22 protein-coding genes are annotated in these 21899 nt (G+C 61.7%); 9 read left to right on the top strand and 13 right to left on the bottom strand.

The window, feature by feature from the left end:
- Nucleotides 1–36 precede the first annotated feature (36 nt).
- Both F8N82_RS20135 and F8N82_RS20130 read right to left on the bottom strand, forming a co-directional pair.
- Nucleotides 37–1662, bottom strand: a complete 1626-nt coding sequence (locus tag F8N82_RS20135; protein ID WP_038996976.1) for an ABC transporter substrate-binding protein — start codon at nt 1660–1662, stop codon at nt 37–39.
- Between the two features lie 314 nt (nt 1663–1976).
- Nucleotides 1977–2693, bottom strand: coding sequence for an SIMPL domain-containing protein (locus F8N82_RS20130; protein WP_038996975.1), 717 nt, complete (start codon nt 2691–2693; stop codon nt 1977–1979).
- 202 nt (nt 2694–2895) lie between these two features.
- On the opposite strand from F8N82_RS20130, the gene F8N82_RS20125 reads away from it, so the two are divergent.
- Both F8N82_RS20125 and F8N82_RS20120 read left to right on the top strand, forming a co-directional pair.
- Nucleotides 2896–4152, top strand: a complete 1257-nt coding sequence (locus F8N82_RS20125) for an ATP-binding protein (RefSeq protein ID WP_038996974.1) — start codon at nt 2896–2898, stop codon at nt 4150–4152.
- Nucleotides 4152–4712 (top strand): response regulator transcription factor, encoded by a 561-nt coding sequence (locus F8N82_RS20120; RefSeq protein ID WP_010223415.1) that lies wholly within the window; start codon nt 4152–4154, stop codon nt 4710–4712. The genes F8N82_RS20125 and F8N82_RS20120 overlap by 1 nt, the downstream gene beginning before the upstream one ends.
- 6 nt (nt 4713–4718) lie before the next feature.
- On the opposite strand, the gene F8N82_RS20115 is transcribed toward F8N82_RS20120, so the two are convergent.
- The 5 genes from F8N82_RS20115 to F8N82_RS20095 form a co-directional block, all read right to left on the bottom strand.
- Nucleotides 4719–5420, bottom strand: coding sequence for an HAD family hydrolase (locus F8N82_RS20115; RefSeq protein WP_052251582.1), 702 nt, complete (start codon nt 5418–5420; stop codon nt 4719–4721).
- A complete protein-coding gene (locus F8N82_RS20110; protein WP_052251581.1) occupies nt 5417–6286 on the bottom strand; it encodes a hypothetical protein in 870 nt (289 codons plus the stop codon). The genes F8N82_RS20115 and F8N82_RS20110 overlap by 4 nt, the downstream gene beginning before the upstream one ends.
- Nucleotides 6279–6902: a GNAT family N-acetyltransferase gene (locus F8N82_RS20105; RefSeq protein ID WP_052251580.1), complete on the bottom strand. Its 624-nt coding sequence runs from the start codon at nt 6900–6902 to the stop codon at nt 6279–6281. Before F8N82_RS20105 ends, F8N82_RS20110 begins: the two co-directional genes overlap by 8 nt.
- Before the next feature lie 232 nt (nt 6903–7134).
- Nucleotides 7135–7326 (bottom strand): hypothetical protein, encoded by a 192-nt coding sequence (locus F8N82_RS20100; protein WP_038996973.1) that lies wholly within the window; start codon nt 7324–7326, stop codon nt 7135–7137.
- A gap of 14 nt (nt 7327–7340) precedes the next feature.
- On the bottom strand, nt 7341–8981 hold the full coding sequence (locus F8N82_RS20095) for a hypothetical protein (protein ID WP_038996972.1): 1641 nt from the start codon (nt 8979–8981) through the stop codon (nt 7341–7343).
- A gap of 182 nt (nt 8982–9163) precedes the next feature.
- Between F8N82_RS20095 and F8N82_RS20090 the strand changes: the two genes are divergently transcribed.
- Both F8N82_RS20090 and F8N82_RS20085 read left to right on the top strand, forming a co-directional pair.
- Nucleotides 9164–10105 (top strand): AEC family transporter, encoded by a 942-nt coding sequence (locus F8N82_RS20090; protein ID WP_038996971.1) that lies wholly within the window; start codon nt 9164–9166, stop codon nt 10103–10105.
- A gap of 52 nt (nt 10106–10157) precedes the next feature.
- On the top strand, nt 10158–11531 hold the full coding sequence (locus F8N82_RS20085; protein ID WP_038996970.1) for an amino acid permease: 1374 nt from the start codon (nt 10158–10160) through the stop codon (nt 11529–11531).
- Nucleotides 11532–11553: 22 nt separating this feature from the next.
- On the opposite strand, the gene F8N82_RS20080 is transcribed toward F8N82_RS20085, so the two are convergent.
- The 6 genes from F8N82_RS20080 to gatC form a co-directional block, all read right to left on the bottom strand.
- Nucleotides 11554–11931 (bottom strand): carboxymuconolactone decarboxylase family protein, encoded by a 378-nt coding sequence (locus F8N82_RS20080; RefSeq protein WP_038996969.1) that lies wholly within the window; start codon nt 11929–11931, stop codon nt 11554–11556.
- 10 nt (nt 11932–11941) lie between these two features.
- Entirely contained in the window at nt 11942–12985 is a 1044-nt protein-coding gene (locus F8N82_RS20075) for a calcium/sodium antiporter (RefSeq protein ID WP_038996968.1), read from the bottom strand.
- A gap of 62 nt (nt 12986–13047) precedes the next feature.
- Complete coding sequence (locus tag F8N82_RS20070) at nt 13048–13419, bottom strand: septal ring lytic transglycosylase RlpA family protein (RefSeq protein WP_038996967.1); 372 nt, start codon at nt 13417–13419, stop codon at nt 13048–13050.
- A gap of 124 nt (nt 13420–13543) precedes the next feature.
- Nucleotides 13544–14989 carry an Asp-tRNA(Asn)/Glu-tRNA(Gln) amidotransferase subunit GatB gene (gene gatB / locus F8N82_RS20065; protein WP_038996966.1) on the bottom strand — a complete coding sequence of 482 codons (1446 nt, stop codon included), beginning with the start codon at nt 14987–14989 and terminating at the stop codon, nt 13544–13546.
- 11 nt (nt 14990–15000) lie between these two features.
- Nucleotides 15001–16452 carry an Asp-tRNA(Asn)/Glu-tRNA(Gln) amidotransferase subunit GatA gene (gene gatA, locus F8N82_RS20060; RefSeq protein WP_038996965.1) on the bottom strand — a complete coding sequence of 484 codons (1452 nt, stop codon included), beginning with the start codon at nt 16450–16452 and terminating at the stop codon, nt 15001–15003.
- A gap of 16 nt (nt 16453–16468) precedes the next feature.
- Entirely contained in the window at nt 16469–16756 is a 288-nt protein-coding gene (gene gatC / locus F8N82_RS20055) for an Asp-tRNA(Asn)/Glu-tRNA(Gln) amidotransferase subunit GatC (protein ID WP_010223404.1), read from the bottom strand.
- Nucleotides 16757–16958: 202 nt separating this feature from the next.
- Here gatC and mreB point away from each other — a divergent pair, with 202 nt between their 5' ends.
- The 5 genes from mreB to rng all read left to right on the top strand — a co-directional run bounded on the left by mreB (nt 16959) and on the right by rng (nt 21874).
- On the top strand, nt 16959–17996 hold the full coding sequence (mreB, locus tag F8N82_RS20050; RefSeq protein ID WP_008371426.1) for a rod shape-determining protein MreB: 1038 nt from the start codon (nt 16959–16961) through the stop codon (nt 17994–17996).
- A 167-nt stretch (nt 17997–18163) separates the two neighbouring features.
- Nucleotides 18164–19210, top strand: a complete 1047-nt coding sequence (mreC, locus tag F8N82_RS20045) for a rod shape-determining protein MreC (protein ID WP_080764799.1) — start codon at nt 18164–18166, stop codon at nt 19208–19210.
- Nucleotides 19210–19698, top strand: coding sequence for a rod shape-determining protein MreD (mreD, locus tag F8N82_RS20040; protein ID WP_038996963.1), 489 nt, complete (start codon nt 19210–19212; stop codon nt 19696–19698). Before mreC ends, mreD begins: the two co-directional genes overlap by 1 nt.
- 35 nt (nt 19699–19733) lie before the next feature.
- Nucleotides 19734–20336: a Maf family protein gene (locus F8N82_RS20035; RefSeq protein ID WP_038996962.1), complete on the top strand. Its 603-nt coding sequence runs from the start codon at nt 19734–19736 to the stop codon at nt 20334–20336.
- 80 nt (nt 20337–20416) lie between these two features.
- Complete coding sequence (gene rng / locus F8N82_RS20030) at nt 20417–21874, top strand: ribonuclease G (protein ID WP_010223400.1); 1458 nt, start codon at nt 20417–20419, stop codon at nt 21872–21874.
- Nucleotides 21875–21899 lie beyond the last annotated feature (25 nt).

Raw genomic sequence — 21899 nt, 5'->3', positions numbered from 1 at the left:
TGCCGTATGGCGTCGCGGGGCCGATCCGGTTGGCTGCTATTTGGTCACGCTGACCCCATAGAAGGAGTTCAAGCCAAATGGGCTGATCTTGAAGTCCTGTACGGTTGAACGCATAGGTTGATACACCGTCGAGTGCGCGATAGGTGTCATCGGAACCTGTTGTTTGAGGATATGTTGCGCTTGCTTGTACAACTCGGTGCGCTTGGCCTGGTCGGAAGTGGCCTTGGCTTGCTTGACCAGGTCGTCGTACGGCTTGTAGCACCACTTGGAGAAGTTGTTGCCTTCCAGGGCGTCGCAGCCGAACAGGGTGCCCAGCCAGTTGTCCGGGTCACCGTTGTCGCCGCTCCAGCCAATCAGCATGGCGCCGTTCTCGCCGCCTTTGGAGCGCTTGATGTACTCACCCCATTCGTAGCTGATGATCTTGGCCTTGATGCCGATCTTGGCCCAGTCCGATTGCAGCATCTCGGCCATCAGCTTGGCATTGGGGTTGTACGGACGTTGCACCGGCATGGCCCAGAGGTTGATCTCGGTGCCTTCCTTGATGCCGGCTTCCTTGAGCAGTTGCTTGGCTTTCTCCGGATCGTACTTGGCGTCCTTGATGGTGGTGTCGTAGGACCACTGGGTTGGCGGCATGGCATTGACTGCCAGCTGGCCGGCGCCCTGGTACACCGAGTCGATGATCTGCTGCTTGTTCACCGCCATGTCCAGCGCTTCACGGACCTTGAGCTGGGCCATCGGGTTGGGCTCGTTGCTGCCCTTGATCTTGTCCATCACGTTGTAGGCGATGTAGCCGAGGTTGAAGCCGGCCTGGTCAGGCATCTTCAGGTTCGGGTCGCTCTTCAGAGGCTTGATGTCGGCCGGGCGCGGGAACAGGGTGACCTGGCACTCGTTCTTTTTCAGCTTCTGCATGCGCACCGAGGCATCGGTGGTAATGGCGAAGATCAGGTTGTCGATCTTCACATCATCCGGCTTCCAGTAGTCCTTGTTGCCCTTGAAGCGGATCTGCGCGTCTTTCTGGTACTTGCTGAATACGAACGGGCCGGTGCCGATCGGCTTCTGGTTGATGTCGGCAGGCTTGCCCTGTTTGAGCAGTTGGTCGGCATATTCGGCGGACTGGATCGAGGCGAAGCTCATCGCCAGGTTCTGGATGAACGCAGCATCGACGCCATTGAGGGTGAACTTGACCGTGTGATCGTCGATTTTTTCGACCTTGGCGATGTTCTTGTCCATGCCCATGTCGGTGAAGTACGGGAACTCGGTGGGGTACGCCTTGCGGAACGGCATGTCCTTGTCGAGCATCCGATTGAAGGTGAACAGCACGTCGTCGGCGTTAAAAGCTCGGGTCGGCTTGAAAAAAACGGTGGTGTGGAACTTGACCCCTTCACGCAGGTGGAAGGTGTAGGTCAGGCCATCTTCGGAAATGTCCCAGCTGGTCGCCAGGCCCGGGATGACTGCGGTGCCGCCACGCTCGAACTGGCTCAGGCGGTTGAAGACGGTCTCGGCTGAAGCATCGAAGTCGGTTCCGGTGGTGTACTGGCCGGGGTCGAAGCCCGCGGGACTGCCTTCGGAGCAGAACACCAGGTTAGTCGCCGCAAGGGCGGAAGGTGCGCTGGCAAGCAAGCCTGCGCCGACCAGAAACGGAATGACCGCGTGTTTGAGCATGGTGGCCTCATTGTTGTCATTTTTGATTTGAGGGGGCCTTGTGAGCCGACCTGCGGATACTTATGCAGGCCCCATACCCAATGCAACACTCAAAGGGATGTGTGGCGAAAAACTGTGGGACGAACGTACAGGAATGTCGCATCCGTATAATTTTTTACGGAGTTGATCGTTTGCGAGGGGGTGTTTCAGGTTATTTCGAAGACGTTGTCTCGCTATCGAGTCAGTCTTTGCACTAATTTGGGGCGCGAGGTGCTACACGTAACAGGGGGCGCGGCAGCCGAAGCTGCCGCGAAACAGCAGAAAAGTAACGTTGCTTACGGCATCTGGACTTCGATGGTGCCATCGGCGCTGAGGGTTACCTGGCTGGTACCCGCTTCGATTTCCGGGGCAGGTGCGGCGTCTTCGGCCATTCCTGCTTTCATCATCATCGGCGCGCTGCGCGCATAAGGATGTGGGTAGCCGCTGCTGTTGAGGTTGAGGTTGACCACTTTGTAGCCTTTGCCGCCCAGGGCTTCGGTGGCCAGTTGGGCGCGGGCCTTGAAGGCGTTGACCGCATCCTTGAGCAGGTCGTCTTCGCTGGTCTTGCGCGTGGCCGGGGCGATGGAGAAGTCCATGCCACCCATTTTCAGGTCCTGCAGCAGGGTACCGGTGAGTTGCGACAGGGCCGGGAAGTCGGCGCTTTCCAGGCGCAGTTCGGCGCGCTCACGCCAGCCGGTGATCTTCTGGCCCTTGTTGTCGTAGATCGGGTAGCTATTGCGGCTGCCCTGACTGATCTTTACTTCCTTGACCTCACGCGCCTGTTTCACCGCCTTGTTCATGGTTTCGGTGATTTGCGTGGCCAACTTGCCCGGGTCGGTATTCTGCGCTTCGCTGTACAGGGTCACGACCATCAGGTCGCGGGCCACTTCCTTGCTGACTTCGGCGCGCAGCGAAATCTGGTTGTAGCGCGGGGCTTCTTCGGCCAGGGCCGGAAGGCTGGCGAGCAAGCTGGTGGCCATGACCAGGGCGGCGCTGCTGCGGGTGATAGACATGTATGACTCCTTGAAAATTGAGGCGTGGACGCTGATGTATCCATTCCACGTTGGCCCATGAGACTGGCAACAGTGTAGTGAGGTTCAAAATGGCCATCATTGTTATGTAAAAAAGTGTGGCGCTTTGCCGCATCACTGCAGACCAGGCCGCCGCTTCGGTATACTCGCGACGATTCGCCTGGAGCACTCATCAGGAGAGCTCATGCTCGCCCCCGTACAAATGCTGTCTGCCACCCGTCAGAACCTCTGGCGCCTGACCTTCATCCGCATCCTGGTGCTTGCCGCCCAGGCCGGCTCGGTCGGTGTCGCCTACTGGACCGAACTGCTGCCGCTGCCGTGGCTGTCGCTGGTCATCACCCTCGGCCTGTCGATGCTGCTGTGCGTCTTCACGGCCCTGCGCCTGCGCCTGACATTGCCGGTCACCGAGCTTGAGTATGCCTTCCAGCTGGCCTGTGACCTGCTGATACATAGCGCCTTGCTTTACTACTCGGGCGGTTCGACCAACCCCTTCGTGTCCTATTACCTGGTGCCCCTGGCCATCGCTGCGGTGACTTTGCCCTGGGTCTACTCGCTGATCCTCTCCGGCATCGCCCTGGCGGCCTATAGCCTGCTGCTGGTGCAGTTCTATCCGCTGGAGACCTTCCCCATGGCCCGGGAGAAGATGCAGGTCTACGGCATGTGGCTGAGTATCGCCCTGGCCGCTGCGGTGATTACCTTCTTTGCCGCGAAGATGGCCGAAGAGCTGCGCCGCCAGGAGCAACTGCGCGCCGAACGCCGCGAGGAGGGCTTGCGCGACCAGCAACTGCTGGCCGTGGCCACCCAGGCGGCTGGTGCCGCCCATGAACTGGGTACGCCGCTGGCGACCATGAGTGTGTTGATCAAGGAAATGCGTCAGGACCACAGCGACCCTTTGTTGCAGGAAGACCTGGCGGTGCTGCAGGACCAGGTCAAGCTGTGTAAAGAGACCCTGCAGAATTTGGTCCGCGCCGCTGAAGCCAACCGACGCCTGGCGGTCGAGAACCAGGAAGTGACCTTCTGGCTTGATGAGGCGCTCAACCGCTGGCACCTGATGCGCCCCGAGGCCAGCTACCGCTTCCAGCGCCTGGGCCAGGGCGCCGTGCCGCGTCTGGCACCGCCGCCGGACCTGACCCAGGCCCTGCTGAACCTGTTGAACAATGCAGCCGATGCCTGCCCGGACGACCTCGAGATACGTCTGGACTGGGACGCCCAGGACATGGTCATCAGCATCCGCGACCACGGCCCGGGCGTGCCGGCGGCCATTGCCGAATCGATCGGCAAACCCTTCTTTACCACCAAGGGCAAAGGCTTCGGCCTGGGCCTGTTCTTGAGCAAGGCCAGCGTGACCCGTGCTGGCGGCTCGGTAAAACTCTATAGTCATGAGGAAGGCGGTACGCTCACCGAGCTGCGCCTGCCGCGTGACGCGCGAGGAGATGTGTGATGAGTGATGAAATCCAGGTTGAAGGCGAAGAGCTGCCGCACCTGCTGCTGGTCGACGACGACGCTACCTTTACCCGGGTAATGGCCCGGGCCATGAGTCGCCGCGGCTTTCGCGTGAGCACTGCAGGCTCCGCCGAAGAGGGCTTGAAAATAGCCCAGGACGACGTGCCGGACTACGCCACGCTGGACTTGAAGATGGATGGCGATTCAGGCCTGGTGCTGCTGCCCAAGCTGCTGGAGCTGGACCCGGAAATGCGCGTGGTAATCCTCACCGGTTACTCGAGCATCGCCACAGCGGTCGAGGCGATCAAGCGCGGTGCCTGCAACTACCTGTGCAAGCCGGCCGATGCCGACGACGTACTGGCTGCGTTGCTGTCCGAGCACGCCGACCTCGACAGCCTGGTGCCGGAAAACCCGATGTCGGTGGACCGCCTGCAGTGGGAGCACATTCAGCGTGTGCTGACCGAGCATGAAGGCAATATCTCCGCCACGGCCCGGGCCTTGGGCATGCACCGGCGGACCTTGCAGCGCAAGCTGCAGAAGCGCCCGGTTCGGCGCTGAGCGATCTCAGATGGCCAGGCCCTGCTGAGCCAGAGCCTGGCGGATCAGCCCCAGTACCTGATCGGGATGTACCGCGCGCCGTCGAATGGCGGCGCAGTCGGGCAGTGGTTTACCGACGAAGTAATCGATACAGATAAAGTCGTCGACCAACCCTTGCTGGAACACGCGAAAGTCCGCTTGCCCGTCGCCAACCATGAGCACCGGTCCTTTGAGCTGGCCGCGCCTGCGCCAATCACGAATGATCGCGCCTTTGCCCTGTGCTGTGCTGAGCAAGGGGGATGGGCGTATGGTCAGGGCCCGTGAACCGAACCAGAAAAACCGATTGGCTACTACATGGCGTGCCTCGATTCCCCATGCCTGAGCCAGTGGCACAATCCATTCCATGTAGCCGCCAGAGATAATATGGATGCCAACCTGGCGCTGCTGTAGGTAGTGCAGTGCCTGGCCAAGGGCGTGCGGCAACTGCGTAAGGCGTTGTTCGACATAGAGCTGGATATGCTTGCGGCGAATGCTCGGCACCATGCTCAGCAGGGTTATCAACTCTTTTGCGCTGGCATTGCCGGCCAGGGCCCGGGGCGCGATGCTGGCGAGTTTTTGCAGGCGCTGTGCGGCATTGCCCTGATACTGCAGGCCCAGCTCCAGCACCTGTACTGTGCTTTCCCCCGGTAGTAACGTCTGATCGAAGTCGAAGATCACATGGGCTTTCATCCGCGCAAACCCTGCTCATTGCGAAAGCGGTACTTGTCTTCACGCGTCCATTGTGTGGCGGGGATCTGCAGTTGTTGGGCGATGCACGCCTGCACCTGATCTGCAAATGCCTGGTCGGGCTGGCCCGGGGCAGGAACCTGGCGGTCGAGAAAGTTCAACTCGAACTCCAGCCACGGCATTGATAACAGGCGCAGGAATTTCATCGGCCCAGCGCCGTGCAGCGGATTGGGATTGAGCGAGAGGGGTGCCTTTAGCCGCATGGCCAGTGGAACGACCGGCAACCCACGAACGAGAAACTCCGGGCGGAAACGAAACAGCCCCAGCCCATTGTTGATGGTCGCCTCTGGCGTGGTGTAAAGCGTTGTGCCCAGAGGGGACCGCCGCCATTGCCGGAGTCGTCGGGCCAGTTGGCGCTTGTCGGCAATCTTCCAGTAGCGAGCACCTGAGCATTGGAACAGCAGGTGACCGGTGAGTTTGCCGAGCAGGCTGTCAGTTCGCACCACTATCAAAGTGGCATGTGGCATGGCCAGCACCGGGTAATGGTCGAACACACTGATGTGGTTACTGGCGATCACGCATCCGTCGGTATGTGCCGCGACCTGTCGCAAGCTCATCGGGCACCTGACGCGAATATTCAAGATCCACAGCAGAGTACGGTACAGCGCCGGCTTTACCCTCGAGGGCATGGCGCTGGCTGCCAGGCTCATCAACAAGATCGCAGACAGCCTGAACAGCACCAGCACCAGCCCCACCGGCAGGTACAGGTAACGCAGCAAGCGTGCCCGGGTATTCACGTTGCGCCACACGTACATATCGCAAATTTTATCGATTGGCACCGTGCTATCGGGCTCAGGGTTGTTACGCATCTGCTGACTCGCTCGGTTGAAGGGCTTGCTGCCTGACGAATACTGACTTTGAGTGGCGTCGATAGGCACTTTTAAGGCGTGCTGCGTTGTGTGACGTAATGCTGCGGAAGTACTCCCTGGTGATATCAATTTTCAAGTGCGAGCCGAACGGCGTTTCAATAATTGTATCGGGGAGTTTATTCAACTGCAGGAAACGCTTGTTCATGTTTAATGCAGCGCGGTGGCCGAGGTTGGTCAATGTGTGCACGTGGCTGAAACCCAGGGTTTCGAATCCGTGGGTCAGCGCGAGTTGTGCGGTAGTGAAGGGGGAAAGTGTGCCCCAATAATCTTTAAGAAAGCGCATGCCGAAATTGATGCCCAGCGGTTTTTTGGCAAAACCGGCATAGCCGATGAAGGGGCCGTTGGGGCCAAGACTTACAGCCCAGCGAGACCAGCCCTGTTGTTGCTGTTCCCGGTCGAACTGGGCGATTTCGTCGTGCGCCTGGGTGTGGCTGCGGGTCGCGCCGGAGGAGATGTAGCGCATGGTTTGCGCGTCACCAATCAAATTGGCGTAGCCTGGAATATCGGCCGATTGCCAGGTTCGAATGACAATACCGTGTAACGTTGCTATTTCCATGGGGCACTATCTTCGGTGGTTAATGATGTCCGCCGTTTTAGAGAGATAGTGAGGGCTGCACAATAGGCGCGCTGGGAGCAGCAACGAACTAAGGTAATTCGAAGCCGGGCGGTTATATTTTCCTATTTGTATTGAGGTAGGGACGGGAAGAGAAGAAGTAGAGCGTAACACTGAAGGCTGTCAGCTAAAACCTTCAGTGTTAACGTCTGCGCGAGTGTCGACGTTGCCGGGTTTACAGGGCTTTTATGATACTGCGGTCAATCCGTACGGCCAACTGCCCAGGGGCCATGTTGGCATTGAATGTGGCCTGGCCATTTTCGGCGATTAGCGCCCGGCCGATCACGACGCCATCGCACAGCAGTTCCAGCGGTACATCCTTGAGTGACTGGCCCGACGCCAGTTCAATGTTCAGGGTAATGCTCATGAGTGATTTCCTTATCACGGCTGTTGATCGATATAGGTCGCAGTGCCCGCATCCAGCGAGGCGATCAGTTCCGGCGAGCCGCCGCGGAACTGGCGGAACAGGTTGCGCGAAACCGACTTGCCGGAGGTGTCCACCGGCACCGTCAGGGTCGGCTGGAAGCGCTCGGTCAGTTCGGCATAGTCGCTCCACGGGCCGATGTAGGACTCGTTAAAACCGTTGACCACACTGACCGCATACCGCACGGCATGGCCCGGTAGCCAGTTCGGCTGGCTCGGTACCTGGGTCTGCCAGCCGTCGGCGCGAACACTCGGGGCACTGGTGGGGGCCTCGAGGTAGCCGGTGGGTTTGTTCGGCGTGTAGTCCTTGAGCAGCAGGTAAGTGCTCCAGCCCCACCAGTTGTCGATTTGCGCCGGGTCATTGAGGTTATTGACGTCGGCGCGGCGCATCAGCTTGCCGTTGCGCAGGGCAAACAGTGGCGCGAAGTTGCCCGGCACCTGTCCTTCTACGGCGGCTTGCAGGTCGGCGGCGATGCGCAGTGCACCGTAGGCTGAAGGCGCAGGCAGATTACCGGTGTCGAAAGCCTGGAAGATCTCATCGGCAGACTTCTGCACGGCCAGGCCCACCTGCTTGCGGTTGGCCACGTCGATGCTATCGAAGTAGCGCTTGTCGCCATAACCACGCCAGGTATCGCCCTGGGCGTTGCGCAGCACCAGGCCGTACTTGCTGTCTTCATCGTGCATGAAGCGCGAGATCAGCGAACCGAGGTCGCCCGGGGTGACGTTGTCCTTGATCGCTTTTCGCGGCACCCGCACATGGCCGGCCGAGAACAGGTCGGTGAGGAAGTGATCAGCGAAGGCGTTCATCGCATAGGCCAGCTCCAGCGGCCTGTCATCGCCGCTGGCCCGTGCTTTCACGGCCTGAAGCAGGGCTGCGGTGTGGCCGGCGACGTAGGCCAGCAACGCCCATTCACCGAAGTGATCCCAGTTGCTGGCGGCGAGCTTGAGGTAGCGGCCCAGAGGGAACATCGGCGAGACGAAGCTGCCGCCGCCAGTAATCTTGTTCCACTCCTCCGAGAGTGTGTCGCCCAATTGGTCGTAGGCTTCGTGGGGCTGGCGACCGTCTTTGATCGCCTGGTTGGCGGCGGCGATTTCCCGCTGCATGACCGCGAGGATCTTGCCGGCTTCTTCCCGGGAGGCGGGCAGCACGGCCAAGGTGTCAAAGGCTGCAACGAAGCGTTCGATGCGCTCTTGCGCGGTGGCGCCATCGGCAATCGGCCGCTCGGGAATGCCATAGAAGTCGCCGCCCAGGGCGACGATCTGGCCGTAGCTGAGGGTCAGGCCGTTGGGCAGGTGCAGGGCGACTTTCCAGGCAGGGATCGGCGCGCCGTCCTGGCTGAAGCGCAGCAGGGTGTTGTCGCCGATGGCGGTGTGTTCGCCGCCTTCAAAGCGCAGCACCGGCTTGCCGCTGGCCGGCGGTTTTGCCGGCAGGCCCAGGCGGTGGTACTTGATCGTGTGATGACCGTCGAGCACCAGCACGATGCGGGTGTCGGGGCCGGGAATGTTGATGCCGTTGACGCTGAAGAGGGCGTCGAGGTCGGCGACCACGGTGGTGGCAAGCGCCTGTTGGGCGTGCAGTCCTGTTTGCATACCTGACATATTCAACTCCTTTGAGATGTCATGGATTCTTGTAGTTAACTGTATATATGTACAGTTGTTTTGATCATATCCAAACCATTTCCTACGTCAACAATTCTTTTTTCTTACGCCAGAATGCGATTCATCAACTGGTGGCTGACGTATCATTAGCCCCCTAACGACAGCCATCGGGACCACCCTGCATGCTCGCCCTTTTTATCCAGACGCTGAACATCACGGCGCCGGTGTTCGCCATGCTGTTCATGGGCGTGCTGCTCAAGCGCATCAAGGCCATCAACGACGGCTTCATCCACACCGCCTCGTCGCTGGTGTTCAACGTGTGCATGCCGGCGTTGCTGTTTCTGGGGATCTATCACGCCGACCTGACGGCGGCGGTCAAACCTGGGCTGCTGGTGTTTTTCGTGGTCGCCACCCTGGGCAGTTTTGCCCTGGCCTGGGGCTTTGCTCTGTGGCGCTGCCCGCGCGAAGATCGCGGCATCTACACCCAAGGCGGCTTTCGCGGCAACAACGGGGTCATCGGCCTGGCGCTGGCGGCGAGCATGTATGGCGACTACGGTATCTCGCTGGGGGCGATCCTCGCCGGCCTGGTGATCCTGCTGTACAACTCGCTGTCGTCGGTGGTGCTGGCGGTGTACAGCCCGAGCATGAAGTCCGACCCCTGGAGCATCTTCAAGAGTATCCTGCGCAACCCGCTGATCATCAGCGTACTGCTGGCTACGCCCATGGCCTACGGGCAAGTGCCGCTGCCGAACTGGTTGCTGACCTCCGGCGATTACCTGGCACAGATGACCCTGCCGCTGGCGTTGATCTGCATTGGCGGTACCCTGTCGCTGGCTTCGTTGCGTGAGAGCGGCGGCCTGGCGGTCAGCGCCAGCCTGGTGAAGATGATCTGGTTGCCGGTGATCGGCACACTGGCCGCCTGGCTTTGCGGCTTTCGCGCAGCGGAACTGGGCATCCTGTTCCTGTACATCGGCAGCCCGACCGCCGCTGCCAGTTATGTCATGGCTCGGGCGGCCAACGGTAACCATGAACTGGCCGCCTCGATTATCGTGATTACCACGCTGATGGCTGCAATAACCACGAATATCGGCATTTTCTTCTTGCAGTGGGGCGGCTGGATCTAGATTCTGTGCCGACAATAAAGCCAACATTGCCTTCCACCTTCAAGGATACTTCATGCAAGAACAGACCCCCCCGGAGCGATTACAGCGCGGGTTGAAAAATCGCCATATCCAGTTGATTGCCCTGGGTGGCGCCATCGGTACCGGCCTGTTTCTGGGCATTGCCCAGACCATTCAAATGGCCGGCCCGGCCGTGCTGCTGGGGTACGCGATTGCCGGCCTGATGGCTTTCTTCATCATGCGCCAGTTGGGCGAGATGGTGGTCGACGAGCCGGTTGCCGGCAGCTTCAGCCACTTTGCCCACCGCTACTGGAATGAGTTCGCCGGTTTCGTTTCCGGTTGGAACTACTGGGTGGTCTATGTGCTGGTCGGCATGGCCGAGCTGACGGCCGTGGGCATCTATGTGCAGTACTGGTGGCCGGACTTCCCGACCTGGGCGACGGCGGCGATCTTCTTCGTGGCGATCAACCTGATCAACCTCACCCAGGTGAAGGTCTACGGCGAGATGGAATTCTGGTTCGCCCTGGTCAAGGTCATCGCCATCGTCAGCATGATCGGCTTTGGTGCCTGGCTGCTGGCCAGCGGCAATGGCGGGCCGGACGCCAGCGTGGCCAACCTCTGGCAGTACGGTGGCTTCTTCCCCAATGGCTTTACCGGTTTGTTGATGGCCATGGCGGTCATCATGTTCTCCTTCGGTGGCCTGGAGCTGGTCGGTATCACCGCCGCCGAAGCCGACAACCCGCGCCACAGCATTCCACGCGCCACCAACCAGGTGGTCTATCGCATCCTGATTTTCTACATCGGCGCCCTGGCAGTGCTGCTGTCGCTGTACCCGTGGCAGAAGGTAGTACAGGGCGGCAGCCCGTTCGTGATGATCTTCCACAACCTGGACAGCAACCTGGTGGCGACCATCCTCAACGTGGTGGTACTGACCGCCGCGCTGTCGGTGTACAACAGCTGCGTGTACTGCAACAGCCGCATGCTGTTCGGCCTGGCCAGCCAGGGTGACGCGCCGCGTGCCTTGCTCAAGGTCAACCGCCGTGGCGTACCGCTGACCGCCTTGGGCGTTTCGGCCCTGGCCACCGGCCTGTGTGTGCTGATCAACTACCTGATGCCGGGCGAAGCCTTTGGCCTGCTGATGGCCCTGGCGGTATCGGCGCTGGTGATCAACTGGGCGAGCATCAGTATCACCCACCTGAAGTTCCGCCGCGCCAAGCAGGCGTCGGGTGAGTCGACGTTCTACAAGAGCTGGGGCCACCCGGTGACCAACTACCTGTGCCTGGCGTTCATCGGGCTGATTCTGGTGGTGATGTACCTGACTCCGCCGATCCGCATTTCGGTGATGCTGATCCCGGCCTGGATCGCCACCCTGGGCGTGGCTTTCTGGCTGAAGAAGAAGGGTCAGAAGGCCGCCGTCGTCAGCAACTGACGGCCTTGCCCGAAGTGATCGATCAGCTCTGCTGGTAGCTGTCGATCACTTCCTGGGCGGCGCGGAAGGCGTCGACCGCCGCCGGTACGCCGGCGTACACCGCGCAGTGCAGCAGCGCCTCACGAATCTCCTCGACCGTACAACCGTTGTTCAGCGCGCCGCGCACGTGGCCCTTGAGCTCTTGTGGGCACTTGAGCGCGGTGAGGGCGGCGAGGGTGATCAGGCTGCGGGTTTTCAGCGGCAGGCCTTCGCGGCTCCAGACGCTGCCCCAGGCATGCTCATTGACGAAGTCCTGCAGCGGCTGGCTGAAGTCGGTGGCGTTGTTCAGTGCGCGATCGACGAAAGCATCGCCCATGACCTGGCGGCGAACTTGTTCGCCGGATTTGTTGTTGTCGCCCATGTTGTTTTCCTTAGTGTTGGCGGCGCCAGGCACGCAGGGTGGTGTACAGCAGCAACGCCCCCAGTGCTGGCAATGCGTAGAACAGCATCAGTTTTTCAAGTCGGCTGGCTAGTGGCATGCCGGTGGTGAAGGCCACCACGTGCAGACCATAAGCCAAGTACAGGCAGAGGAATACCAGCCCTTCGGCGCGCGTCACCCGGTAACCGGAGTAGAACACCGGCAACGCCAGCACTGCGACCCCGAGCATCACTGGCAGGTCGAAGTCCAGGGCATTGGGCGAGATCGACAACGGCTCGGGGGCGACCAGCGCGGTCAGGCCGAGCACTGCCAGCAGGTTGAACAGATTGCTGCCAATCACGTTGCCCACGGCAATTTCGCGCTCACCGCGCAGGGCGGCGATCAGCGAGGTGGCCAGCTCCGGCAGCGAAGTACAGACGGCAACCACCGTCAGGCCGATGACCCGTTCCGACAGGCCCAGGTCCTGAGCCACCTCTACCGCAGCCTCCAGCAGCAGGTGGCCGGCCAGGCTGAGCAGGCCGAGCCCGGTCAGCATCAGCAGCACGCTAGCCAGCCAGAAGCGGCCGCCGCGCTGCGGGCGCGGGCCTGGGGCAGGGTAGGTGCGGGCGTGGTGCCGGGACTGGTGCCAGAGTATCGCCAGGTAGCCGAACAGGCCGGACAACAGCAGGGCGCCCTCCAGCCGGCCCAGCAGTTCATTGAAGGCCAACAGGTACACCGCGAGGCTCGCGGCGATCATCAGTGGGATGTCCAGGCGCACTAGCTGACGCGAGACCCGCAGCGGGATGATCAGCGCGGCCAGGCCCAGGGTCACCAGGATATTGAAGATGTTGCTGCCGATTACGCTGCCGACGGCGACATCCGGCGCGCCGGTATAAGCCGCCTGCAGGCTGACGGTCAGTTGCGGCGCGCTGCTGCCGAATGCCACCAGGCTCAGGCCGATGATCAGTGGCCGCACTTGCAGGCTGGCGGCCAGGCGCAGGGCGGCACGCACCAGCAGCTCGGCGCCGGCGATCAGCAACAGCAGGCCGATGCACAGTTGCAGCAGGCTGAAAGTGGGTAAAGCGGCCAGGTCGAAAATGATCGTGCTCCGGGGTCAGGTCAGTCGCTGAGACTTTGTACCCGGACGCGCGCGGTTCCGCTACGGATCATCCCGAGTTTTTCTGCGGCGGCGCGCGACAGGTCGATCAGCCGGCCACGGGTATGCGGGCCGCGGTCGTTGATACGCACGACCACGCTGCGTTCGTTGTTGAGGTTGGTGACCTTGACCCGCGTGCCGAAGGGCAGGCTGCGGTGGGCGGCGGTCATGCCGTGCTGATTGAAGGGCTCGCCACTGGCGGTACGTTTGCCATGGTGACGGGAGCCGTAATAGGAGGCGGTGCCGGTCTTGTCGTAACCGCGGGGGTCGATATCGTGGCTGGCGCAGCCGGCCAGCAGAGTGAAGAGCGCGAGTGCGCTGAGGGGACGCCACATGTATGCAGATGCTCCGTGGGGTGGCCATCGCGGGTCAAGTCGGGTCGCCGCACCGCCGCTCCCACAGGGTTATCATCAATCCTGTGGGAGCGGGCTTGACCCGCGATTAAGCAGGCGACGCGAATTACCCTTCGAGCTTGCTCTTGAGCAATTGGTTCACTTGCTGCGGGTTGGCCTTGCCCTTGGAGGCTTTCATGGCCTGGCCGACGAAGAAGCCGAACATCTTGCCGCGCTTGGCCTCATCGGCGGCGCGGTACTGCTCGACCTGCTCGGCGTTGGCTGCCAGCACTTCGTCCAGGACCTTCTCGATCGCGCCGCTGTCGGTGACCTGTTTCAGGCCCTGGGCTTCGATGATCTGGTCGGCATCGCCGTCGCCGGCGGCCATCTTCTCGAACACCACCTTGGCAATCTTGCCGCTGATGGTGTTGTCGAGGATGCGCTTGAGCATGCCACCCAGGTGCTCGGCACTGACCGGTGACTGGTCGATTTCCAGGCCCAGCTTGTTGAGCAGGCTGCCCAGCTCAACCATGACCCAGTTGGCGGCAAGCTTGGCGTCGCCGCACACGCCGACCACCTGTTCGAAGTAGTCGGCCTGCTCGCGGCTGGTCGCCAGCACGTTGGCGTCGTAGGCCGAGAGGCCGAACTGGCTTTGGAAACGCTCGCGCTTTTGCGGTGGCAGCTCCGGCAGGGTCGCACGGATGTCTTCGAGGAAGGCGCTCTCGATGACCACCGGCAGCAGGTCCGGGTCGGGGAAGTAACGGTAGTCGTTGGCTTCCTCCTTGCTGCGCATGGAGCGGGTCTCGTCCTTGTTCGGGTCGTACAGGCGGGTTTCCTGGATGACCCGGCCGCCGTCTTCGATCAGTTCGATCTGGCGCTGGACTTCAGTGTTGATGGCGCGCTCGATGAAGCGGAACGAGTTGACGTTCTTGATCTCGCAGCGGGTACCGAACTCGGTCTGGCCTTTGGGGCGTACCGAGACGTTGCAGTCGCAACGCAGCGAGCCTTCGGCCATGTTGCCATCGCAGATGCCTAGGTAGCGCACCAGGGCATGGATGGCCTTGACGTAGGCAACGGCTTCTTTGGCGCTGCGCAGGTCCGGCTCGGAGACGATCTCCAGCAGCGGCGTACCGGCGCGGTTGAGGTCGATACCGGTGGAGCCGCTGAAGTCTTCGTGCAGGCTTTTGCCGGCGTCTTCTTCAAGGTGCGCACGGGTGATGCCGATGCGCTTGACCGTGCCGTCCTCGAGGGCGATGTCCAGGTGGCCCTTGCCGACGATCGGCAGTTCCATCTGGCTGATCTGGTAGCCCTTGGGCAGGTCAGGGTAGAAGTAGTTCTTGCGCGCAAACACGTTGTGCTGGCCGATTTCGGCATCGATGGCCAGGCCGAACATGCAGGCCATGCGCACCGCTTCCTGGTTGAGCACCGGCAGTACGCCGGGCATCCCCAGGTCGATCAGGCTGGCCTGGGTGTTCGGCTCGGAACCGAAGGTGGTGGCGCTGCCGGAGAAAATCTTCGACTGGGTGGCGAGCTGGGTGTGAATCTCCAGCCCGATGACAACTTCCCATTGCATGTGGTGGTCCCTCAGAAGCCGTTAGGTGCGCGAGTGTGCCAGTCAGTCACTTGCTGATAGCGGTGCGCGACGTTGAGCAGGCGGCCTTCGTGGAAATACGGTGCGAGCAGTTGCACGCCAACCGGCAGCCCATCGACGAAACCGGCCGGCATCGACAGGCCTGGCAGGCCGGCGAGGTTGGCGGTGATGGTGTAGACGTCTTCCAGGTATTCAGCGACCGGGTCGTTGTTCTTGGCGCCGATCTTCCAGGCCAGGTTTGGCGTGGTCGGGCCGAGGATCACGTCGACGCCTTCGAAGGCCGCCATGAAATCGTTCTTGATCAGGCGGCGAATTTTTTGTGCCTGCAGGTAGTAGGCATCGTAGTAACCAGCCGACAGGGCGTAGGCACCGACCATGATCCGGCGCTGTACTTCGGCACCGAAGCCTTCGCCACGGGAGCGCTTGTACAGGTCGGTGAGGTCGGCCGGGTTCTCGCAGCGGTAGCCAAAGCGCACGCCGTCGAAACGCGACAGGTTGGACGAGGCTTCAGCCGGGGCGATCACGTAGTAGGCCGGAATGGCGTGCTGCATGTTCGGCAGGCTGATTTCCTTGATCACCGCGCCGAGCTTTTCCAGCTCCTTGACGCTGGCCTGGACCAGGTCGGCGATGCGCGGGTCGAGGCCGGCACCGAAGTATTCCTTCGGCAGGCCGATGCGCAGGCCTTCGAGCGAGCTATTGAGGCTGGCGCTGTAGTCCGGCACCGGTTCATCGATGCTGGTGGAGTCCTTGGCGTCGAAGCCGGCCATGCCTTGCAGCAGCAGCGCACAGTCTTCGGCGGTGCGCGCCAGCGGGCCGGCCTGGTCGAGGCTCGAGGCGTAGGCGATCATGCCCCAGCGCGAAACACGACCGTAGGTCGGTTTCAGGCCGGTCAGGCTGGTCAGTGCTGCCGGCTGTCGGATCGAGCCACCGGTGTCGGTGGCGGTGGCGGCAGGCAGCAGGCGCGCGGCAACCGCGGCCGCCGAACCACCCGACGAGCCGCCAGGCACGTGCTCGAGGCTCCACGGGTTTTTCACCGCGCCGTAGTAGCTGCTCTCGTTGGCCGAACCCATGGCGAACTCGTCCATGTTGGTCTTGCCCAGCGTGACTGCACCGGCTTCGGCCAGCTTGCTGACCACGGTGGCGTCGTACGGCGCCTTGAAGTTGTCGAGCATCTTCGAGCCGCAGCTGGTACGGATGCCTTGGGTGCAGAACAGGTCCTTGTGGCCGATCGGCGCGCCGAGCAGGGCGCCGCTCTCGCCGGCGGCGCGGCGGGCGTCGGCGGCACGGGCCTGGCTGATGGCCAGGTCTTCGGTGACGCTGATGAAGCTGTTGATTTGCGGGTCGAGCTGGTTGATCCGCGCCAGCAGGGCACGGGTCAGCTCTTCGGAAGAAAACTTCTTGTCGGCGAGTCCGCGGGCGATCTCGGCCAGGGTCAATTGATGCATGGCAGGCTCTATTCCCTTACTCGATGACTTTCGGAACCAGGTACAGGCCGTTTTCCGTCGCCGGGGCGATGGCCTGGTAGCTGTCACGGTGGTTACTTTCTGTTACCACATCGGCGCGCAGGCGCTGAGTGGCTTCCAGAGGGTGGGCCAGTGGCTCGATGCCAGTGGTGTCGACTGCTTGCATCTGGTCGACCAGTCCCAGAATACTGTTCAGGGCATCGGTAGTGCGTGGCAGATCGCTTTCATTCAAGCCAAGTCGGGCCAGATGAGCGATCTTTTCCACGTCGCAGCGTTCAAGCGCCATGGGGATCTCCTGGGGAAACAAAAACGGATTTGGTCCGCGATGAGGAACATGCTGGCAGTATTACGGTCATAAGGCCGCGATCATGTGCAGGCTTGCTCGGAAAAACCACCAATTTAACATATTGGTGCCTTGCCCAAAATCCCCGCCGTTGTTAGAGTTTGCCGCACTTTTTTACCCACGCGTTGCCTAGGGTCACTTTCCCATGTTCAAGAAACTGCGTGGCATGTTTTCCAGCGATCTTTCCATCGACCTGGGCACTGCCAACACCCTTATTTACGTGCGTGAGCGCGGTATCGTCCTGAATGAGCCATCGGTTGTGGCCATTCGTACACACGGTAACCAGAAAAGTGTCGTCGCTGTCGGTACTGAAGCCAAGCGCATGCTGGGCCGTACGCCTGGCAACATTGCTGCCATTCGTCCGATGAAAGACGGCGTGATCGCCGACTTCAGCGTTTGTGAAAAAATGCTGCAGTACTTCATCAACAAGGTTCACGAGAACAGCTTCCTGCAGCCAAGCCCGCGGGTGCTGATCTGCGTGCCGTGCAAATCGACCCAGGTCGAGCGCCGGGCCATTCGTGAGTCGGCGCTGGGCGCCGGTGCCCGCGAAGTGTTCCTGATCGAAGAGCCGATGGCCGCCGCCATCGGTGCCGGCCTGCCGGTTGAAGAAGCCCGTGGTTCGATGGTCGTCGATATCGGTGGTGGTACCACTGAAATCGCGCTGATCTCCCTGAACGGTGTGGTTTACGCCGAATCCGTCCGGGTCGGTGGCGACCGTTTCGACGAAGCTATCGTCACCTACGTGCGCCGTAACTACGGCAGCCTGATCGGTGAATCCACCGCTGAGCGCATCAAGCAGGAAATCGGTACCGCCTATCCGGGCGGCGAAGTCCGTGAAGTCGATGTCCGCGGCCGCAACCTGGCCGAGGGCGTGCCACGTGCCTTCACCCTGAACTCCAACGAAGTGCTTGAAGCCCTGCAGGAATCCCTGGCGACCATCGTCCAGGCGGTCAAGAGCGCCCTGGAGCAATCGCCACCGGAGCTGGCTTCGGACATCGCCGAGCGTGGCCTGGTGCTGACCGGTGGTGGTGCCCTGCTGCGCGACCTCGACAAGCTGCTGGCACAGGAAACCGGCCTGCCGGTAATCGTTGCCGAAGACCCGCTGACCTGCGTGGCTCGCGGTGGTGGCCGTGCCCTGGAAATGATGGACAAACACACCATGGACCTGCTCTCCAGCGAATAAGCCGGAGCCTGCAGTTCACGCCGCCCGGTTTACAGGTAGTGCCCACAGTGCTACCTGTATGTGCTGGGCTGACGTCCGTGTGGGCGTCGTTTTCCGTCAATCCGCAAGCAGGCCGGTGCGTTGCCGTATGAATGACCTCTTGAATCGTCGTCCACGAGGAGCGGCCCATTAAACCGCTTTTCGCCAAGGGCCCTTCGTTGGGCGTACGCCTGCTCGTGCTGGTTGTGCTGTCGATCACCCTGATGGTGGTCGATGCGCGCTTCACCCTGCTCAAGCCAATGCGTAGCCAGATGGGCCTGGTACTGATGCCATCCTACCTGGTTACCGATCTGCCCCAGCGCTTGTGGCAGGGGGTTGCCAGCCAGTTTGGCAGCCGTACCGAACTCGCAGCTGAAAACGAGAAACTCAAGACCGAAGCCTTGCTCCTGCAAGGTCGCCTGCAGAAGCTGGCGGCCCTGACCGAGCAGAACGTGCGCCTGCGCGAGTTGCTCAACTCCTCGGCACTGGTCAACGAGAAGGTCGAAGTTGCCGAGCTGATCGGCGTCGATCCCAATCCTTTCACCCACCGGATCCTGATCAACAAGGGCGAACGCGATGGCGTGGTCCTCGGTCAGCCGGTGCTAGACGCACGTGGCCTGATGGGCCAGGTGGTCGAACTGATGCCCTACACCTCGCGGGTCCTGTTGCTGACCGACACTACCCACAGCATTCCGGTGCAGGTCAACCGCAATGGCCTGCGGGCGATTGCCAGCGGTACCGGCAACCCCGAGCGCCTCGAGTTGCGCCACGTTGCCGATACCGCCGACATCAAGGAAGGCGACCTGCTGGTCAGCTCCGGCCTCGGTCAGCGCTTCCCGGCCGGTTACCCGGTGGCTACGGTCAAGGAAGTGATCCACGACTCCGGCCAGCCGTTTGCCATCGTCCGGGCGATTCCGACCGCTGCGCTCAACCGCAGCCGCTACCTGCTGCTGGTGTTCACCGACAGCCGTTCGCCCGAGCAACGGGCCAGCGATGCCGCGATTGCCCAGGAAGAAGCTGATCGTCAGGGCCTGCCCGCTTCGGCGCCAGGTGTTGGGCCGGCCACGGCTCCGGCCGCACCAGCGCCTGCTGCTCCCGCCGCACCGGCAACCAGTGCCCATCCGCCCGCCACGGCAGCCCCTGCAGCACCTGCTGCCGTACCGGGCGCGCCAGTCATTTCCCGGGAGAGACACTGATGGTAAGCACCCGCAGCCGTAATGGCTGGGTCGTCTGGCTGACCTTTCTGATCGGCATGCTGCTCAGCGTGTCGCCGATGCCGCCGTTCGCCGAAGTGTTCCGGCCGATGTGGCTGGCACTGCTGCTGGCCTTCTGGACCCTGGCCCTGCCACATCGGGTCGGCATGACCACCGCATTCGTCCTGGGCTTGGCCGAGGATGTGCTGTATGGCACTTTGCTTGGGCAGAACGCCCTGGTGCTGACCCTGATCACCTTCCTGGTACTGTCGTTGCAACAGCGCCTGCGGATGTTCCCGATGTGGCAGCAGAGCCTGGTGATCCTGGTGATCTTCGGCCTGGCCCAACTGATCCAGCTGTGGCTCAGCGCCCTGACCGGTAATCGCCTGCCAACCCTGGCGTTGATCTGGTCGGCAGTCATCAGCGCCTTGCTCTGGCCGTGGATCAGCTATGGCCTGCGTGGTCTGCGCCGACGCCTGAGCATCAACTGAGCACTCACCTTCGACGCTGACAGGGAGACGTCTAGATGACCCTGCTGTACCTGGCCTCTGGCTCGCCACGCCGCCGTGAGTTGCTGACCCAGATCGGTATTCCTTTTACTTCGCTCAGTGCTGAGATCGACGAAACGCCGCTGCCCGCCGAGGCTGCGGCGGCGTACGTCGAGCGTCTGGCGCGGGAGAAAGCCTGCGCAGGCCTTGCGTCGTTGCCCCAGGGCGGCGACAGCCCGGTAGCGGTGCTTGGCGCCGATACCGCCGTGGTGCTCGAAGGTCGAATTCTCGGCAAGCCGCAAAACCGCGAAGATGCCCTGGCCATGCTGGCAGCCCTGTCCGGGCGCGAGCATCAGGTGTTGACCGCGGTTGCCGTGGCCGATCATCAGCGCTGCCTGAGCGTCAATGTCAGCAGCCGCGTACTGTTTCGCCCCGTCAGTGCCGAAGAAGCCGAGGCCTACTGGGCCAGCGGCGAGCCGGCCGACAAGGCCGGGAGCTATGCCATACAGGGCCTGGGCGCAGTTTTCGTACAACGCCTTGAAGGCAGTTATTCGGCAGTGGTCGGCCTGCCATTGAATGAAACCGCCGAGCTGCTCGGTCAATTCGGCATCCCCTGCTGGCAGCGCCTGCCGGCCCGTTGAGCGAGGATAAGCCAGAACTGCCCTAGCCAGTCGCCCGCGAGCGATCCATCATTACTGAAGTCCTTTGACGAGAGCCTGCCATGAGTGAAGAGATTCTGATCAACATCACACCGATGGAATCACGCGTGGCGGTGGTGGAAAACGGTGTCCTGCAGGAGGTGCATGTCGAGCGCACCCAGCGCCGTGGCATCGTCGGCAACATCTACAAAGGCAAGGTGGTGCGGGTTCTGCCAGGCATGCAGGCGGCGTTCGTCGACATTGGCCTGGACCGCGCAGCGTTCATCCACGCTTCGGAAATCTCCCTGCGCGAAGGTTCGTCGGTCGAGAGCATCAGCGCCCTGGTGCATGAAGGCCAGAGCCTGGTGGTGCAGGTGACCAAGGACCCGATCGGCTCCAAGGGCGCGCGCCTGACTACTCAGCTGTCGATCCCGTCCCGCTACCTGGTGTACATGCCGCGTACCAGTCATGTCGGCATTTCCCTGAAAATCGAAGACGAAGCCGAGCGTGAGCGCCTCAAGCAGGTGGTCACTGACTGTATTGCCCAGGAGAACATCCAGGACGCCGGCGGCTTCATCCTGCGGACCGCCGCCGAGGGCGCCGGAGCTGATGAAATCCTCATGGACATCCGCTACCTGCGCAGGCTCTGGGAGCAGATCGGCACCCAGATCAAGACCGTCGGCGCGCCAACCGAAATCTACGAAGACCTGGGCCTGGCCCTGCGGACCCTGCGCGACCTGGTCAACCCGAAAATCGAGAAGATCCGCATCGACTCCCGGGAAACCTTCCAGAAAACCACACAGTTCGTCGCTGAACTGATGCCGGAAATCGCCGACCGTCTGGAACACTACCCAGGCGAGCGGCCGATCTTCGACCTTTACGGTGTCGAAGACGAAATCCAGCGCGCCCTGGACCGCAAGGTGCCGCTCAAGTCCGGCGGCTACCTGGTGGTCGACCCGGCGGAGGCAATGACCACCATCGACGTCAACACCGGGGCTTTCGTTGGTCACCGCAATCTCGAGGAGACCATCTTCAAGACCAACCTGGAGGCGGCCACTGCCATTGCCCGGCAACTGCGCCTGCGCAATATCGGCGGGATCATCATCATCGACTTCATCGACATGGAAGATGAAGAGCACCAGCGCCAGGTGCTGCGCACCCTGGAAAAACAGCTGGAGCGCGACCACGCCAAGACCAACATCATCGGCATCACCGAGCTCGGCCTGGTGCAGATGACGCGCAAGCGCACCCGCGAAAGCCTCGAGCAGGTACTGTGCGAACCCTGCTACTGCTGCCAGGGGCGTGGCAAGCTGAAGACGCCTGAGACCGTCTGTTACGAGATTTTCCGCGAGATCCTTCGCGAAGCCCGGGCCTATCAGGCCGAGGGCTACCGAGTTCTGGCCAACCAGAAAGTGGTCGACCGCCTGCTGGACGAAGAATCGGGCAACGTTGCCGAACTTGAGGCTTTCATCGGCCGAACCATTCGCTTCCAGGTCGAGTCCATGTATTCCCAGGAACAATATGATGTGGTGCTCCTCTGACTCGTTCTGAACCACATTGCGCAGT

The sequence above is a fragment of the Pseudomonas fluorescens genome (assembly GCF_902497775.2).
Lineage (GTDB): Bacteria > Pseudomonadota > Gammaproteobacteria > Pseudomonadales > Pseudomonadaceae > Aquipseudomonas > Aquipseudomonas putida_F.
Note: the sequence above shows the minus strand (reverse complement) of the source record. Positions and strands in the feature narration are given on the sequence as shown.